We start from the raw sequence: 15,661 nt of genomic DNA, 5'->3' as shown, positions 1-15,661 counted from the left end.
ACCACCATGCATACAGACTTCACGGCGTATGGCCCGTCGCACTGGGCGATGCTCGTGCTGTTCGCGGCCGGTGCGGTGTGGCTGGTGCGACGCGGGCGTCGGCAGACCCCGGCGCAGGCGCGGCGCTTCGGGCGCATCGTGGGCGCGCTGACCGCGGCGATCTACGCCGGGGTGTTCCTCTACGCGCTGTTTCCGTTCGACGTGCGGTGGTCGATGCCGCTGCACCTGACGGATTTCGCCACGATGGTCACCGCCTACGCCTGGTGGTCGCAGAAGCGGTGGGCGTACGCGCTGACCTACTACTGGGGCCTGGTGCTCAGCGTGCAGGCGCTGATCTCCCCGGCGCTGACCGGACCGGACTTCCCGCACTACCGGTTTCTGGCGTTCTGGTCGATCCACCTGCTCGTCGTGTGGGCGGCGATCTACCTGACGTGGGGGCGGGGCATGCGGCCGGGGTGGCGCAGCTACGGCTTCGTGGTGGCGGCGACGTTGTCGTGGGTGGCGGTCACGATGACGTTCAACAGTGTCGCGGGCGCCAACTACGGCTTCCTCAACGGCAAACCCGCCACCGCATCGCTGCTGGACGTGATGGGGCCGTGGCCGTGGTATCTGTTGGTGGCCGGCGCGCTGGTGGTGTCGGTGTGGGCGGCGATGACATGGCCGTGGGTCCGCCGTGCCACAGACACCGACTCTTGACGCCGCCCCGGTGTCACCCGGCAAGCTCGGGTGATGGGCGAATCAACGGGTGGATCAGAAGCACTACCGGTCAACCATCACGCCGACCACCCCGGGTTCTCGGGTGTCGCCGGCACCGTCATCGGCCTGGTTCTGCTGATGATGGGCCGCGCCAACGCACGGCTGGCCGCCGACCTCGCAGGCGTCGGGCAGGGCGATGTGGTGGTTGACGTCGGGAGCGGACCGGGCGGCGCGGTCAGAGAGGCGGCCCGCCGCGGTGCCCACGCCGTCGGCGTCGACCCTGCTCCGGTGATGTTGAAACTGGCCCGGATCTTCACCCGTGCTCGGCACGGCGACGTGGAGTGGCGCGTCGGCACCGCCGAGGAAGTGCCGGTGGCCGACGGGTTCGCCACCGTGTGGTGGTCGCTGGCCACGGTGCACCACTGGCAGGACGTCGAGCGCGGTCTGGCCGAGGCGCGCCGGGTGTTGAAGCCGGGTGGCCGACTGGTCGCCATCGAGCGTCAGGTTCCCGTCGGAGCCACCGGGATGGCCAGCCACGGATGGACTCGCCAGCAGGCGGAGTCGTTTGCGGCGCACTGCCGGGAGGCCGGGTTCGGCGAGGCCGCGGTCAGCGGGCACGGAAAGCGACGCCACGCGGTGTGGGCGGTGCGCGCCGTACGCGTCTGAGTCGCAGTGCGCGGCAGCCGCTGTGCGAGGATGCGCTGGTGCACGAAGAACCCACGCATTTCACCCAGGTCGAGCCGGGTGTGTTCGCCCCGACACGGTTTGCGCTGAGCCAATGGGGCGACGACCACCTCAACGGGCCCGCGGTGGTCGGTCTGGCGGCCTGGGCGCTCGAGAACGACTGCGGGTCTGAGGAGTTCATCCCCGCCCGGCTGACGGTGGACCTGTTTCGCGCGGCGCGTCGGGTGGCCACCACCATCGACGTGCGACTGGTGCGTGACGGCCGCCGGATACGCAACGCCGAATGCGACGTCCTGCAGGACGGACGCGCGGTGGCGCGTGCGACGCTGGTCCAGTATCGACGCTCGACGGCGCCGCCCGGGCGCCCGTGGACGGCGCCGACCTCCGCGCCGACTCCGCCACTGCCGGACGATTCGCCGCTTCCGTTCGTGGGCAGCGACGACGCGGGCTGGACGCGTAGCCCGGCCGCGCACCAAAACCAGTCCCGCAAGCGGTTTCACCAAAACCCCATCAATGTCGTTGCAGGAGAGAAGAACTCGCCCTTCGTTCAGGCGGTCATGGTCGCCGAGGGGACCAGCCTGGTGACCAATCTCGGCACCGAGGGCATGGGTTACATCAACGGGGATCTGACGGTGGCGCTGTCACGGTTGCCGCTCGACGACTGGATCTGCGTGCAGGGCGACTCGCACTGGGCGTCTGACGGAGTCGCCGTGGGCACCGCGTCGCTGTTCGACCACCAAGGGGCGTTCGGTTCCGCGACGACGACCGCGATCGCCAACCCCGACGCGCAGATCGACTTCACGAACCGCCCGTTCCCGGACCATCTCAACTCCGACTAGGCACGGGCGGATCACCAGAAGCCGCCACGTTTTCTGCGGCCGTCGCCCACCGTCGCCGAGGTCGGTGGTGTGCGCGACTCGGGGGCCACGCTGATCGGCGGCCGGGTCACTCCCAGCTCGGGTCTGCTGCCGACCTCGGGGCCCGCCGCGGGTGGGGACACCGGATATTGGCGCGTGACCGCCGGTGCGCCCTCGTCCGCCGGGGGCGGAGGCGGGGGAGGCGGCGCTGGTGGCGGGGGTGGTGGCGGAGCGGGCGCGCTGGTCAGCGTCGGCTGGCCGGTCGGGGCGGGCTGCGGCGTCGTCGGCGCCACGCCCACAGAGTCGTCGGCACCCGGGGCGGCGCCACGCGGCCACAGCGGCACGACGACCAGCGTCACGGCGGCGATCAGGACAACCAGCATGGCGATCATCGCCGGCTTCTTGCGGTACCAGGGCGGCGGCGGGGCCTTGAACGTCAGTGAACTGATCGGGGAGCCGGGACGCTGATTGATGAACGCGTCGGAGTAACTGAACTGTGGGGCGGGTGTCTCGAGGTTTCGCTGCTGGGTGTCTTGATCGGGGACGACGACAGGAAGCGGATCGGTGGTCGGCTCGTCGGATTCGTTGCCGAGGTGGCCCTCGGCGGGATCGGCCGTCGGCTGTTCGAGGTCCCACCCCCAAAGGGTTTCGCGCTCGGCCATCCATCGATGCTAGCGGTGCGCTGTGTCGTGGAGGCTAGGTGCAGGTGGCCGAGCCGGACCCGGTACTCGCGATGGAACATTGCGCCCCGCCGGTGATTTGCGCCCCGCCGGAACCGGACAGGCTTCCGTTGACGCGTTCGGTGGCTTCGAGGTTCAGGCTGCCGCTGCCGGAGAGCGATACTTCGGCGCGCTTGACCGTGAGCGTGCCCAACTCCGCCTTGCCGCTACCCGCGAGGCGGATGTCGGCGTCGTCGGCGCTTCCGCCCGCGCGAACGGCGCCGGAACCCGACGACGAGATACGGATCTCGCCGACGGTCAGATCCGGTGCCTCGAGTCGACCCGAGCCGCCGTGTTCGAGCGTCAGGGTCTCGGCGGAGACCGCGCCGATCCGCAGATCGCCCGAGCCGTCGAGGGCGGCGGCGCTCAGCGTCGGGGTGGTCGCGGTGACGGTGACGCGAGCGTTGTCCGGCCACGAGACATTCGGCTTGACCGCGGCGACCAGCGTGTCACCCTCGGTGTGGATGTCGAGCAGGTCCAGCGCTTCCGGATCGCCTTCTGCGCGCACCGATGCCGGGCTGCCGATGTCGACGACGAGGTCGTAGTGGGCCTGCAGGCGCACCGCGCTGAACGGGCCGACCGGGAAGTCGCGCGTGGTTTCGGCGGGTACGGACATGGATGTGGAGGTGGACGGCGGCTCGGTGACCGTGACCGTCGACGTAGTGACGGTCGACGAGTCGGTGGTGCAACCCGCGATGGCCACGGCCGCGGCGAACACGGCGAACAGCATCACCCGGTGACGTCCCAGCGGATTCACACCGCGATTCTGTCACGGAATGGGAGCGCTCGGAATCGGGTAGGACTGAAGGACGTGTGATTCAAAGCGACCGAGTAAGGCGGTGCATGGTGGAATCCCTCGAACGACTCGACGAAGACAGTTTGCGCGATCTCTCGCGCCAGACCGACGAGCTCGGCGTGTTGTCGGTCTATCTGGACACCGATGCCAGAGACGATCCCAATCTGCGTGGCACCGCAATCGATCTGAAGAATCGGTATCGCGAACTGCAACGGCGGTTGGGTGAGTCCGAATCCGACCACAGCGGCGCGGTGGTGGCCGCGCTCGAGCGGCTATGGCCGCACATGGAGCATCTGACGGCGCCCTTCGGGTCCGGCCGTAGCCGCATGGCGTTCGTGGCGCTGGACAGCGACTGGACACTGCAGTTGCACAGCGCGATGCCGGTGTCCAACCGGCTGGTCCTGGGTGACGGCCCGTTCCTGCACCCGTTGCTCGAAATGCTCGACGAAGGCCGCCCGGCCGGCGTTGTCGTCGTCGGCGCGGACCAGGCCCGGATATCCGAATGGCGGCTGGGCTCGCTGCACTCGCTATCCACGTTGGAGCAGGACTACGTGCAGGCGCCGCACGAGCGCGCGGGACACCTCGGCGGCGGGCCGGCAGGCCAGTTCAACTCACCCAAACGTGAACAGCGTCAGTCCCGTGAGCGGGTTCAGACCGAGCGGTTCGTCGATGAGGTCATCGAGGCGGCCGCGAAGTTGGCCGACGAGCGTCGTTGGGAGCGCATCCTGGTCAGCGGCGGTGACCGGTTGACCGAGTCGGCGACATCGAAGTTCCCGCAACCGCTGCGCGACAAAGTGTTTGCCGATAGTCGCGTGCTCAGTGGCCTGGATGACGCGGCGTTGGCGACGACCGTCACGAAATGGGCGCACGACCAGCACGCCGAGCGGGAGAGAGGGCTGTTGAGTCGAGTGCGCGACGCGGCCGGGACGGGTGCCGCAGCGGTGGGGTTGTCGGAGGTGGCCGCCGCGTTGAACGCTGGGCGGGTCGCGCACCTGGTGTACGACCCGGAGGTCAGATACGCCGGTACCGTCGGCGGCGACGGTGCGTTGTACGGCGGTGAGGAGGTCGGGCCGGAGGATGGCACGGCTGACCCGCGCTTCACCGAGCGGTTGATCGAGCGAGCGCTGGAGACCAGGGCCCGGATCAGCCCTGTCGAAGGCGCGGCCACCGGAATCCTCGGCGACGCCAGCGGAGTCGCCGCGCTACTGCGCTGGTGATGTGCTCGCGCATCAGAGCGTGGCGAGCACCTCGGCGGCCGCACGTTCGCCCGAGGACACCGCGCCGTCCATGTAGCCCATCGACTGCACCGCGACTTCCGCACCGGCCCAGTGGATGGGGCCGACGGGTGGACGCAGCGCCTGCCCGTGCGTGGTCCAGGTGTTGGGGGGCATGACGGCGCCGTAACATCCGCGCGTCCATTCGTCGGCGGCCCATACCTTTTCGACGTAGTCGACGGGGTCGGCGGCCCGCGCGCCGAACATCCGGATGAAGGAATCGACCACGGCCCGGCGGCGGGCGACCGCATCGAGGCGAGCGAACGTCCGAGCCTGGTTGCCCTCGAGGAACCCCAGCAGCACACCGGGGGTACCGGACGGCGGCGAGTTGTCGAAGAACACCTTCACCGGCCCGCTGAGCGAAACCCCTTGTCCGGACAGGCCGTCGGTGCGCCAGAACGGTTCGTCGTACACCGCCATGCATTTGATCACCGAGCCGTTCGGCATGCGCTGGGTGAGCTGGTCACGGTCGGCGGGCAGCGGTTCACGGTAGGCGAGGCGTCCAGCCAGCGTCGGGCTCATCGCCACGATGACCCGCCTGGCCCGCACCGTCGCCGTGTCGGTGACCACCTCGACGGCGTCGCGTCGGCTGACTTCGCGCACCGCGCAGTCCAATCGGACCGCGTCGCCGAGCTCGGCGGCCATCGTCGAGGAAATCTGCTGCGACCCGCCCACGATGCGGGTCTGTTGAGCTCCGCCGCGCGTCGAGATGAGTTGGGTCAGACCGTTGTTCGAACTGGTATAGGTCAACAGGTGCAGAAGTGACAGGTCGGCGGCGTCCGCGGCCCAGACGGCTTCACACGCCAACCCGATGAAGGCCCGGCCCAGCGACGTTCGCACGTGGCGCCGCACCCACGAGGCCACGGTCTGACGGTCCCAGTCGGCGGCACGTTCGGCGCGCCAGGGGGCGGCCGGATCGACCCGGCGCGCCATCCGTTCCAGCCGGGTCAGGGCGAGCTGCACGTCGGCCAGTTCCAGCGGCCCGGCCTTGGGCACCTCGCCGCGGTAGCGGCGCACGCGGCCGTCGTACTCCCACAACTTGGCGCCCTCGTCGTGGGTGTCGAACGTGGTGAGACCCAACTCGTCGATCAACGCGCGAACGCGGTGGTGGCCGGGACCGATCCACTGGCCACCGACCTCGACGACCGCGTCGCCGAACCGGTCACCGAGGTGATGATTCAACGTCCGCCCGCCGACTCGGTCGCGGGCCTCCAGTACGACGACGCCGACCCCGGCGCGGTGCAATTTGCGTGCGGCGGTCAGCCCGGCGAGCCCGGCGCCGATCACCGCCACGTCGGTCTCGATGCCCATTGGTGCCTCCTGGCGACGAATCTAGGCGAAGCGGGTATCCGGTTGGGCATGGCTGAACAACTGCAGAGCATCCTGCTGGAACTGGAGCGCGCCGGCTGGGAGTCGCTGTGCAACTCCACCGGGTCGGAGTTCTACGGCGCGGTCATGTTGCCCGACGCGTTGATGGTGGTGGCGAACGGCATGGTGCTCGACCGCGCGGCGGTGGTGTCGTCGCTGTCGCAGTCGCCGCCGTGGCACTCCTACGACATCAGCGACGTCCGGCTTGTCGAGGTCGACGCCGACACCGCGATCCTGGTGTACACGGGAAGCGCCCGCCGCGACGACGCACCGCCTTTCGTGGCTGCGATGGCGAGCACGTATCACCGCACCGAGAACGGATGGCGGCTGGTGCTGTATCAGCAGACACCGATTCCCGACAACTAGAAGTGGATGACCCGCGGACCGCCGCCGCATTCGGGAACACCGCCGTAGGGCAGACCGCCCTGGATCTGACCGTTGACCCACGCGCTGCACGAGGCGGTGCGGTGCCATGAGCCCGGCGCGAAAGGACCGCCCGCGCCGAAGCTCCAGGTCTGGGAATAGAACGATCCGTCGGGGAACGGTTCTCCGAGGCAGTAGCGCTGCCCGCCGTATCCCGACTTCTGACCGCCCGGGCACCAGTTGGCCTCTCCGTTGGGCACCTTCGGGTCGGGTTGGGCCGTGGCGGTCGGGGCCTCGCCGAACGTCAGCGCCGCGGACGCGGCAACGATCGCGAAGAGCTTGAACATGCGGTCTCCTCAGGACAGTTCAAAGGTTAGCTGGCGCGAAATGTTGGCGCCAGCAAATGGGTATGCGCTCAGGTGCGAGGTCGTGCTTGGTAGTCTCGGCCGTTGAGAGCGGTCGCATCCGTGCTATGTGCGGGTGTCAGGGAACCCGGTGAGACTCCGGGACTGGCGCGCAGCGGTATGGGAGATGGGCTCGACATAGGTCACTGGACGCCACTACAGGCGTCCGGGAAGGCGTCGAGTTCGGCACATCCCGAGTCCGAAGACCTGCCGTTCTCGGTTGAGTCCACAGGTGTCTCGCGCACAGATACCCCGGCATAAGAGGCAGACTTGCTGATCACCTGGCCAAGGTGTGAATTTCGGATGCGGTGCCCGTGACCGTCACCGAGACGACATCACGCCGCGCAGCCGACTCGCCCGTACCCACCGTTCGACGCGTGCCGTTTCTTCCGTTGACCGTGGTGCTCGGGCTGCTCACGATGGTGAGCATCGTGGTCTCGGTCGCTTTTGGGGCCGAAGACATTCCGCTCGATGACGTCTGGCGCACGGTAGTCGGCCGCTTCACCGGAGCCGAACGCGATGCGGGTTTCGACGTCATCATCTGGGACCTGCGGCTGCCGCGCTCGATACTGGCGGCGATCGTGGGGGCGGGTCTGGCGCTGGCCGGCGCTCTGATGCAGGCACTGGTGCGCAACCCGCTGGCCGAACCGTATCTTCTGGGCGTGTCGGCCGGTGCGGCGGTGGGCGCCACGGCGGTGATGACGCTGGGTGTGCTTTCCGCGCTGGGAATCTGGGCGTTGTCGGGAGGGGCCCTGCTGGGTGCGGTCGTGGCGACGCTGACCGTGTACTGGGTGGCCCGTGCCCAAGGTGGGCTCACCGCACTGCGGCTGATCCTGTCGGGGGTGGTGCTGTCCTCGGCGTTCATGGCGTTGTCGTCGCTGCTGGTGTTCACCGCCGGTGACCCGCACGCCGCCGAAAGCGTGATGTTCTGGATGCTCGGCAGCGTTGCAGGAGCCACCTGGGCCAAGGTCCCCCTCGCGGGCGCGGTGGTGCTGATCTCCCTGGTCGGGGCGATGCTGATCCATTCGTGGCTGGACGCCTATGCGGCGGGCTCGGACACCGCCATCTCGCTGGGTGTGCCGGTGCGAGGGCTTCGCAACGCGCTGTTCATGATTCAGGGCGTGCTGGTGGGTGTGCTGGTGGCTGTTTCCGGCGGCATCGGGTTCGTCGGGCTGATCGTGCCGCATGCGGCGCGGCTGATCGTGGGCGCCACTCATCGTGCGATGCTGCCGGTGACCGTGTGCGCCGGGGCGCTGTTTCTGGTGTGGGTGGATGTGGTCTCGCGGGAGATGGCGGCGCCGCGGGAGATGCCGTTGGGCATCGTCACCGGACTGATCGGCGCACCGGTGTTCCTGTTCCTGATGGGCCGTCGCCGTTACGAATTCGGAAACAACTCATGAGCGCGGGCTCGCTCAGCGCCCACGGCGTCGAGTGTCGCCGCGGCGCCAGAACCATCGTGTCCCGCGTGGACCTGATCGTTCCCGCGGCGACTCGGCTGGCGGTGGTCGGCCCGAACGGCGCGGGTAAAACGACGCTGCTGCGGGCGCTTTCGGGCCTCGACGTTCCGGCGGACGGAACGGTCCGGATCGACGGTGCGGACCTGCACCGGATGCCCGCCCGCCGCCGGGCGCGCAGCATCGCCGTGGTCGGGCAGGAAGAGCGGCCGTCGGGTGAACTGACGGTGGCTGAAGCGGTGGGGCTGGGACGCACCCCGTACCGGAATCCGTGGGCGGCGGCGGTGGTCGGGGAGCGTGACATCATCGACGACGCGCTGCGCGCCGTCGGCCTGGGCGGGTGGGGTGAGCGGCCCTGCACACAGTTGTCGGGTGGGGAGCGCCATCGCGTCGTGCTCGCGCGGGCGTTGGCTCAGCGCACGTCGGTACTCGTGCTCGACGAACCCACCAACCACCTCGATGCTGCATGGCGGCTGAGGTTCATGCAGATCCTCGACGACCTCGACTGCACGGTCATCGCCGCGATGCACGACTTGGACTTGGTGCTACGCCATTTCGACGCCGTGGCGGTGGTCGCCGACGGCGGGATATTCGCCCACGGGCCACCCACCGACGTCCTGGACTCCGACCTGCTGTGGCGGGTGTTCGACGTCGCCGGCGATGTGATCGCGCACCCCATGACGGGCCGTTCCCACCTCTTGCTCACGCACGCCGACCCGACATCCCACCAACGACGAGGAATATGACAGTGACACATCGACTTACCGGACCGGCGATCTTCGGCCTCGTGCTGGCCCTGGTTGCCGGTTGCGCCTCGCAGAGTGAACCCGCCGCGGCGACCGACACCGTGACCGTCACCAACTGCGGTGAGGAAGTCACGTTTAACCAGCCACTCGAACGTCTGTTCGTCAACGACGGCGGCATGATCGCGATCGCCCTGGCCGCCGGGGCTCGGGAGCAGATGGTGGCCGTCAGCTCGATGGCCCGCGACGTCGATGTGCTGCGCCTCGAATTCGGTTCGCAGGTGGACGACTTGAAGGAGGTCGCGCCCGCGCAGCCAACACTGGAGAACATCGTCGGGGCCAAGCCGCAGGTGCTGTTCGCGGGTTACAACTACGGCATGGGGGAGGAACGCGGAATCACGCCGGAAGTCCTCGCCGGGCACGGTATTGCCGTCTACCAATTGTCTGAAGCGTGCCGACAGATCGACGGCCAGGCCGTCCGCGGCACCATGGACCCGTGGGTGGCCATCGACACCGATCTGCGCAACATCGCGACCATCACCGGGGACGCCGAGCAGGGTGCGCGGGGTGCCGACGACATCGCGGCAAGGCTGGAAGCGCTGCGTGCCGCACCGCAACCCGAGCACAAGCCGATGGTGTTCTTGTTCGACAGTGGTACCGACACCATCTTTTCGTCCGGCGTGTTCGGTGGGCCGCAGGGCATCATCGACGCGGCCGGTGCACGCAACGCCACCGAGGACGTGCGGGACACCTGGACGACGGTGAGCTGGGAGCGGCTCGCGACGGCGGACCCGGACCTCATTGTCTTCGTCGACTACCCGGGCCAGTCGGTCGAGGAGAAGATCGAGACGCTGCGAAGCAACCCGGCGAGCAAGAACCTCAGGGCGGTGCGCGAGAACCGGTTCGTCAACCTTCCGTATGCGATGTGGGTGTCCAGTCCGCTGAACATCGACGCCGCGGAAACCCTACGGTCCGTGCTCGAAAAGCACGGACTCGCGCCGCAATCCGGGATTACGCCCAGCCTCGATGTGGCTCAGCTCAATCTCGCGGGCAACGACTGGCTGTGACCGGGTTTACCGGCGCCGAGCGCTCATCCTGGTACGGAATCTGCGGGCAAAACCGTACCTAGGTGCGCGCTCGTCGGGGTGGGCAAGCTATCGCGGCGCGAGCCGACTCACGGCAAAGACTGCCCCTTCATCGGCCAACCCGTTGACCGCATACTGCCCGTGCGCGACGCCGGGCCCTGGGCCGCGACCGCCCGAACACACCTGGTCACCGGGCGCGCACAGCTCCCGGGATTTCTTGGCGAATGCGGGTCCGACATCAAGAGCCGGTACGCGGTACTTCGGTAGCCGTGGACCGGATGGTTTGCCGAAGAGGACCACGGCGACCACGTGCTCGGCGATGTCCGCCGGCAGGGGTGCGGGGATGGCGTTCGAGCTCACACCGGCCGGCGCCACGCCCGACGTGACGAGCGCTGTCACGGCGGCTCCTTGGGAGTATCCGCCCAGCACCATCTCGGTTCGCGGGCACGCGGACACCACGCGGCGGACGTGGTTGGCTTCGTCGCGGACGCCGTCGACGACGTTCTTGGTGAACGCTGAACCGGCGGTGTAGTCACTGCTGGCGGGATAGTTGACGGCGTACACGCTCACCGTGCGAGGAGCAGCCTGTGTCCGTAGCGAATTGACGAATCGCTCGCCCGCGGCGCCGGGGCCCGGTCGCTCGGCGGTTCCTCTCGCGAAGACCACGCCGACGTCTGGGCAGGATTCGGCGGTCACCGTCGGGAACGCGCCCAGCGGAAACACCATCAGCGCGGTGGACACAATGAGACGGGCGACCCATCCGAGAGTCCAAATCATGTCCGCCCCCTTGCCAATCGGCGCGACGAGCTGATCCTAAACATGACGTTCGGCCGCACTTGTGAACGACACGGTCAGCGAGAGGTTCAAGTGAAGTTGCTGAGTATCAACATGTTTGGAGGAACGAGCAGCGCTGCGTTTCGTCACTGTGACGTAAAGCGAAGGAGCGCTCGAGGGCAGGGGATCGACCGTTTGTGCCGGGTGCACTCGTGTCGTTGCCGAGCGTCGGGAACACGACGCTCGGGCATCCGGCCGCCCGGCGGCGGCGACGGCAGGTAAGGCGCCGACTGCGTGGCCTGGCGACTATTTCGTCACAGTGACGTAATGCCTAAGGGTAGGGCGGGGAGTTCGGTGGGGGCAGTCGGTTCGGTAGTGCGCCGTGAGTACCGCCGACTGAGGTCGCTGCGAATCCACGGGGGCGGCATGCACGCGCGCATCCATCGCCAGCAGCAGGCGACGGATTGACGGTTGGGCGTGTGGAGTTTGTCGCTTTTCAGATAATCGCTGCTGACTGAATCTATTGACATCGTAGGAAGCGATAGATTGAAATGTATCTTGGCGAGGATTTGCAAGGAACTGGTGATTTGCAGGTGGACCGGATAACGAAACCGTCACCATTCGGTCGACGCCTAAATCGGATGTCACCCGGGCGGACTGTCGCTTTGGCTGGTCAGGTCGGTGTGCGATCGACACGTACGTCGACGACTGTTCGTTGGTAGACCAGTGTTCCTAACCGCGATGACCACGTTTCAGAGTCCTGGAGAACGTCCCGTGCAATTGACTCGAGTGGGACCATAATATTGATATTGTCGGTGAATTCGGGCAGTGCACCCATTTCTACGGCGGCTCGTCTGTGGCGCATGCCTTGGCCCATCAAGTTTCGTGCGACGGCGTTCGGCACACCGTACCGAAGGTGATCGGCAAATGCCGCAGCGATGGTGGAAAGCGCACTGCCCTGCTGTGCGACGTATTGCCCCAGCACTGCGATTGCTTGTTCCACCAAGGTAACAAAGTCGAACAGAACGACGCGTGTATGAATCCTAAGCAGCTGATCAACCGTGAGTCCCACGCGCTCTGCGATCTCTACGTGTGTGCTCCCCTCGAGCCATGCCTTGATGAGAGCGCGCAGCGCGGCGCGGGGGTCCGCGACATTGGTCTGTCTGAACGCCGCGTCGGCAGCGTCCGCGAAACCTGTCTGTTCGAAAGACCATTGGAGCAATGCGTCCAGTAGTTCATCGTCGAGAGGCGACTCCACTGTGAGCCAGTTGCTGTACTGCGGGTACAGATTGTCGATAATGGAGTCGACCAACCGAGGCCTGCCCCCTGTGGCTTGGGCCCATTGAAGTCGGCCAGACGAACGCATGCCTAGCAGCCTTGTCGCGCGCATGCGGAACACTTCAAGCAGGAGATCGTGCTGCGGGCCGTCAGCCTGTTGAGCTGCAAATGTCTCCTCCGCAAGCGATGCCGCGATCGCTAGAAACTCTTCGTCTCCTAGCTCCTCACGAATTAGCTCGACCAACGCAGCGTCAATCCCATCTACCAGAGAGAGTAGTTGGGGCGTTTCTTCAAGTGCGTCATTATTTAGATCTTGGGGTTGTCTTGCCAGTGCGTTCTCTAGGCGCCGCAGGAGCTCGATGAGTGCACCCGCGACCGGCTCGCCCGGCGCATTCTCGGCGACCGGCCGGATATGACGCCATTGACCTTCATTAGCGCAGATCACCAATCCACGTGTCGAGCTTCCGGCGCGACCCGCGCGGCCCACAAGGTTCTTAATATCGCGCGCCAGCATCGGAGTGGATTCGCCAGATGCAGATCCACGCGTGACCGAATACAGGATCAGCGTGCGGATTGGGAGGTTGACACCTTCTGCGAGTGTGCTGGTGCAAAGCACCATTGCTAGGTGGCCTTCCGACAGAAGCTCTTCGAGTACCTCGCGTGTCTCTTGCGGCAGGTCCCCGTGGTGAACGACCACCCCAGCCTGGAGGGCTCGGCTCCCTGTCCAATCAGATCCGTACTCTTGGTTCATGTATTGGACGGCGTCGGCGACAAGCGCGGAATCGCTTGTGTACGAAGCTGGTTCGGGCAGAGGAAGATCGCTTCCGACCTGTGAAATGAGCTCGTCGGCAAGCCCGATCACGCCTTGGTTGCCGGTTTTGGTTGCCGCGAAAACAGCGACGGTGCCCATTGCGAGTGCCTTGCGAGCCGCTGCGATCGCCTGAGTCTTCTTTGACCCGTAGTCGTAAGTGTTCGTCCGACCTGTCGACGTGTTCGTGAATTCAAAGTCCGCGAGGTCTAGAAATCCTGGCAATGTATGCGCAGGCACGGCAGCTGAGAGTTCCTGAAACTCAAGGGCAACGGTTCTCCGACGACCGGAGCCTTGTGGTCGAAGTATGGCGTACTCGGCGATCGCTGGCCTGTAGGTGCTCCGTACTACCGTAGCGTCCGTCCCGCCGAGCCATGCGTTGATCTCTTCAATATTTGGCACGATGGCTGACACGAACACTGTACGTGGGCTGGGTGTGCGCGCACGTAGACGGGCCAGTAGTAGTTCAAGACTGACACCACGTGAGTCGTCAGCCAGCAGATGACCTTCATCGCACACCACGAGTGATATCTCGGCAGCGATCTCCGGTTGTGCACCAAGCAAACCCATCAACGCTTCAGGTGTGGCGATTATCACGCGCACAGAATCGAGCGCCTCGCCCTCTTCTGGGGTGGGCACGGTGCCTCCGTAAACAGCCCGAGTCTGCATGCCCATCCGAGTCAGATTCCTACCGACCGTCTGGCGCAGTTCGCGCGCCAGCGCGCGATAGGGCACCAGCAGAACCGATTTGGCCTCCGCGTTCCTGGTGAGGTGACTGAAGAGGAGTGTCTCCGCAAGCGCAGTCTTGCCGGCTCCAGTAGGCATCTGAAGCGCGTAGGTATCAGACGTGCTCAGCAGGCCGGCTTCGATGGCTTCGATCTGCGATGGGAAAAAGTCCCAAACCGCTTGCCTCCGATCGAGAAACGATGACACCAACGGGTTCCACTGAGCGTTGGTACCGTCTGGCAAGACTGCTCGGAGATTGGTTTCCTGAAAGTTGCGGAGTAGTGCAGCGCGGATCTGTCGCGGGACCCATTCGTCAGGACCTTCCTGCAGTGCGGCAAGTGCTTCCCGCTCTGCTTCTTCGACAGCTGCGGAAATCACCGCGACTTCGCCGCTGCGGACGCTCGCAATCAGGTCTCTGACACTCTCGGAATTCGGCGCCGCCGGGCGTGACAGCATGTCGTAGCAGGCCAGGTAGATTTCGTCATCCCAGTCGCCAGAGCGAGTTTGACGCATGGTCAGAGTGGCAGATGCGGGAAATCCTCCGCAGTAGAAAGCAACCGCGCCGAAGAACAGTGAGTCCCGATGGCCATCCCGCCGAAGCTCTCGGCTTATGGATGCAAACGCCCTCCCTAATGTGGCCCAGGCTTCTCGGTCAGTTGTATCTGCACGTAACATGTCGAATAGCTCGCCGACCAACGAATAATAGAGGTCCAGTGTGCGGTCGTTGAGGTAAGTCAGCTCACTTAGCTGCAGTTGAAGTCTGAAATCGTCAACGGCGAAGCGAGTATCGGAATCAGCTATCCAGCGTCGTAGAACTTGTCTCATTCCGAATCGGTATCCTCGAGACCATCAAGAATCGAGTCGTATACCGCTTCATAATTCTGCTTAAGGTCGGGCACGACGATAAGAATGACAGCTCGGTCCTCTGTATCCGGAAGGTCAAGACCCTCCAGCTCGGATTCAACAAGACCTCCGCAAACAACAGCCACCGCGCGAAACTCGCGCTCGGCTGGGGGATGGTCGATCGCTTCAATGAAGCGATTCAGTTGATCGACAGAAACAGTTTCTAGCCCGGTATCCAACGCACGTTCACGCAGCCACACAAGGGTTTTGACGAGTCTGCCGTCACTATCCTTTTCGGAATCTGCTATCGCTTGCAGGATCGGAGAATTGTTGCTGGAAGTGGATTTGGTCTTGACTTCGGAACAAATTAGACGGTCCTCTGAGGATGCATCTGGCCATGTCGGCAATACGAACTGAACGACGTCCGACCGCGGTGCGGCTTTGGTCCGGTCGTTCTTAAGCCTCCACTTTCGCGGGTCCAGCACTTCAGTAGGGTGATCTTCGACGGCTTGGACGAGTGACGTGAGGATCTCACCGAAATCGCCTGCCATGACAGCTCCGCGATCAGGTAGCTTCACAGCGATAATTTCGCGCCGAGTCACCTTCGCCTCTGCTATCCGGCGGGAAACGGCATCGTCAGTGATGTAGCAGCGTCGAAACGCTATCCCAAGCTCTGGGCCGAGCTGTGCTACGAACTGGGCTGACACGTTGATGAGAACGTGGCGCGGCTGCTGCGTGTTAGTAAGAAGCTTTTTGAAGGCATCTGGATCCAGGCCGAGGTCACGCATA

The 15,661-nt window shown here is 65.6% G+C and carries 15 protein-coding genes and 1 riboswitch; of the genes, 8 read left to right on the top strand and 7 right to left on the bottom strand.

The features are described 5' to 3' along the window. Positions 1-6 precede the first annotated feature (6 nt). From ABQE89_RS03755 to ABQE89_RS03745, 3 genes are read left to right on the top strand one after another with little or no spacing between them, the layout of a single operon-like run. Complete coding sequence (locus ABQE89_RS03755; protein WP_448414285.1) at positions 7-696, top strand: YwaF family protein; 690 nt, start codon at positions 7-9, stop codon at positions 694-696. A gap of 33 nt (positions 697-729) precedes the next feature. Further along, positions 730-1,362: a class I SAM-dependent methyltransferase gene (locus ABQE89_RS03750; protein ID WP_448414283.1), complete on the top strand. Its 633-nt coding sequence runs from the start codon at positions 730-732 to the stop codon at positions 1,360-1,362. Between the two features lie 38 nt (positions 1,363-1,400). Then, positions 1,401-2,219 (top strand): acyl-CoA thioesterase domain-containing protein, encoded by an 819-nt coding sequence (locus tag ABQE89_RS03745; RefSeq protein ID WP_448414281.1) that lies wholly within the window; start codon positions 1,401-1,403, stop codon positions 2,217-2,219. Positions 2,220-2,230: 11 nt separating this feature from the next. Here ABQE89_RS03745 and ABQE89_RS03740 read toward each other — a convergent pair whose 3' ends face one another. Both ABQE89_RS03740 and ABQE89_RS03735 read right to left on the bottom strand, forming a co-directional pair. Next, positions 2,231-2,899, bottom strand: coding sequence for a hypothetical protein (locus ABQE89_RS03740; protein ID WP_448414279.1), 669 nt, complete (start codon positions 2,897-2,899; stop codon positions 2,231-2,233). Between the two features lie 34 nt (positions 2,900-2,933). Further along, on the bottom strand, positions 2,934-3,713 hold the full coding sequence (locus ABQE89_RS03735; RefSeq protein ID WP_448414277.1) for a head GIN domain-containing protein: 780 nt from the start codon (positions 3,711-3,713) through the stop codon (positions 2,934-2,936). Between the two features lie 86 nt (positions 3,714-3,799). On the opposite strand from ABQE89_RS03735, the gene ABQE89_RS03730 reads away from it, so the two are divergent. Continuing rightward, positions 3,800-4,969, top strand: a complete 1,170-nt coding sequence (locus ABQE89_RS03730) for an MSMEG_1130 family ribosome hibernation factor (protein WP_448414275.1) — start codon at positions 3,800-3,802, stop codon at positions 4,967-4,969. Positions 4,970-4,981: 12 nt separating this feature from the next. On the opposite strand, the gene ABQE89_RS03725 is transcribed toward ABQE89_RS03730, so the two are convergent. Continuing rightward, a complete protein-coding gene (locus ABQE89_RS03725) occupies positions 4,982-6,337 on the bottom strand; it encodes a flavin monoamine oxidase family protein (RefSeq protein WP_448414273.1) in 1,356 nt (451 codons plus the stop codon). A 48-nt stretch (positions 6,338-6,385) separates the two neighbouring features. Between ABQE89_RS03725 and ABQE89_RS03720 the strand changes: the two genes are divergently transcribed. Continuing rightward, on the top strand, positions 6,386-6,760 hold the full coding sequence (locus tag ABQE89_RS03720; RefSeq protein WP_448414271.1) for a nuclear transport factor 2 family protein: 375 nt from the start codon (positions 6,386-6,388) through the stop codon (positions 6,758-6,760). On the opposite strand, the gene ABQE89_RS03715 is transcribed toward ABQE89_RS03720, so the two are convergent. Next, on the bottom strand, positions 6,757-7,104 hold the full coding sequence (locus tag ABQE89_RS03715) for a hypothetical protein (RefSeq protein ID WP_448414270.1): 348 nt from the start codon (positions 7,102-7,104) through the stop codon (positions 6,757-6,759). The genes ABQE89_RS03720 and ABQE89_RS03715 overlap by 4 nt on opposite strands. Positions 7,105-7,196: 92 nt before the next feature. Further along, positions 7,197-7,390, top strand: a riboswitch (cobalamin riboswitch). A 190-nt stretch (positions 7,391-7,580) separates the two neighbouring features. On the opposite strand from ABQE89_RS03715, the gene ABQE89_RS03710 reads away from it, so the two are divergent. Genes ABQE89_RS03710 through ABQE89_RS03700 form a run of 3 tightly spaced genes read left to right on the top strand, consistent with a single transcriptional unit; the run spans position 7,581 to position 10,425 of the window. Continuing rightward, positions 7,581-8,561, top strand: coding sequence for a FecCD family ABC transporter permease (locus ABQE89_RS03710; RefSeq protein ID WP_448414803.1), 981 nt, complete (start codon positions 7,581-7,583; stop codon positions 8,559-8,561). Then, on the top strand, positions 8,558-9,361 hold the full coding sequence (locus tag ABQE89_RS03705; protein ID WP_448414268.1) for an ABC transporter ATP-binding protein: 804 nt from the start codon (positions 8,558-8,560) through the stop codon (positions 9,359-9,361). Before ABQE89_RS03710 ends, ABQE89_RS03705 begins: the two co-directional genes overlap by 4 nt. Beyond that, positions 9,358-10,425 (top strand): ABC transporter substrate-binding protein, encoded by a 1,068-nt coding sequence (locus tag ABQE89_RS03700; RefSeq protein WP_448414266.1) that lies wholly within the window; start codon positions 9,358-9,360, stop codon positions 10,423-10,425. The genes ABQE89_RS03705 and ABQE89_RS03700 overlap by 4 nt, the downstream gene beginning before the upstream one ends. An 87-nt stretch (positions 10,426-10,512) precedes the next feature. On the opposite strand, the gene ABQE89_RS03695 is transcribed toward ABQE89_RS03700, so the two are convergent. From ABQE89_RS03695 to ABQE89_RS03685, 3 genes are all read right to left on the bottom strand, one after another. After that, entirely contained in the window at positions 10,513-11,220 is a 708-nt protein-coding gene (locus ABQE89_RS03695; RefSeq protein ID WP_448414264.1) for a cutinase family protein, read from the bottom strand. A gap of 670 nt (positions 11,221-11,890) precedes the next feature. Continuing rightward, a complete protein-coding gene (locus ABQE89_RS03690) occupies positions 11,891-14,854 on the bottom strand; it encodes a DEAD/DEAH box helicase (protein WP_448414262.1) in 2,964 nt (987 codons plus the stop codon). Further along, positions 14,851-15,660, bottom strand: a complete 810-nt coding sequence (locus ABQE89_RS03685) for a Hachiman antiphage defense system protein HamA (RefSeq protein WP_448414260.1) — start codon at positions 15,658-15,660, stop codon at positions 14,851-14,853. The genes ABQE89_RS03690 and ABQE89_RS03685 overlap by 4 nt, the downstream gene beginning before the upstream one ends. Position 15,661 lies beyond the last annotated feature (1 nt).

It is taken from the genome of Mycolicibacterium sp. XJ1819, from assembly GCF_053483675.1.
The sequence above is the reverse complement of the archived record's forward strand: the minus strand, read 5'-3'. Positions and strand labels throughout refer to the sequence as shown.

What these genes read in the sequence shown, in the direction of transcription:
- ABQE89_RS03710 (WP_448414803.1), top strand. Translation starts at nt 7,581, where the DNA reads ATGGTGAGCATCGTGGTCTCGGTCGCTTTTGGGGCCGAAGACATTCCG.
- ABQE89_RS03700 (WP_448414266.1), top strand. Translation starts at nt 9,358, where the DNA reads ATGACAGTGACACATCGACTTACCGGACCGGCGATCTTCGGCCTCGTG.
- ABQE89_RS03705 (WP_448414268.1), top strand. Translation starts at nt 8,558, where the DNA reads ATGAGCGCGGGCTCGCTCAGCGCCCACGGCGTCGAGTGTCGCCGCGGC.
- ABQE89_RS03690 (WP_448414262.1), bottom strand. Translation starts at nt 14,854, where the DNA reads ATGAGACAAGTTCTACGACGCTGGATAGCTGATTCCGATACTCGCTTC.
- ABQE89_RS03685 (WP_448414260.1), bottom strand. Translation starts at nt 15,660, where the DNA reads ATGCGTGACCTCGGCCTGGATCCAGATGCCTTCAAAAAGCTTCTTACT.
- ABQE89_RS03725 (WP_448414273.1), bottom strand. Translation starts at nt 6,337, where the DNA reads ATGGGCATCGAGACCGACGTGGCGGTGATCGGCGCCGGGCTCGCCGGG.
- ABQE89_RS03695 (WP_448414264.1), bottom strand. Translation starts at nt 11,220, where the DNA reads ATGATTTGGACTCTCGGATGGGTCGCCCGTCTCATTGTGTCCACCGCG.
- ABQE89_RS03715 (WP_448414270.1), bottom strand. Translation starts at nt 7,104, where the DNA reads ATGTTCAAGCTCTTCGCGATCGTTGCCGCGTCCGCGGCGCTGACGTTC.
- ABQE89_RS03720 (WP_448414271.1), top strand. Translation starts at nt 6,386, where the DNA reads ATGGCTGAACAACTGCAGAGCATCCTGCTGGAACTGGAGCGCGCCGGC.
- ABQE89_RS03755 (WP_448414285.1), top strand. Translation starts at nt 7, where the DNA reads ATGCATACAGACTTCACGGCGTATGGCCCGTCGCACTGGGCGATGCTC.
- ABQE89_RS03730 (WP_448414275.1), top strand. Translation starts at nt 3,800, where the DNA reads ATGGTGGAATCCCTCGAACGACTCGACGAAGACAGTTTGCGCGATCTC.
- ABQE89_RS03740 (WP_448414279.1), bottom strand. Translation starts at nt 2,899, where the DNA reads ATGGCCGAGCGCGAAACCCTTTGGGGGTGGGACCTCGAACAGCCGACG.
- ABQE89_RS03750 (WP_448414283.1), top strand. Translation starts at nt 730, where the DNA reads ATGGGCGAATCAACGGGTGGATCAGAAGCACTACCGGTCAACCATCAC.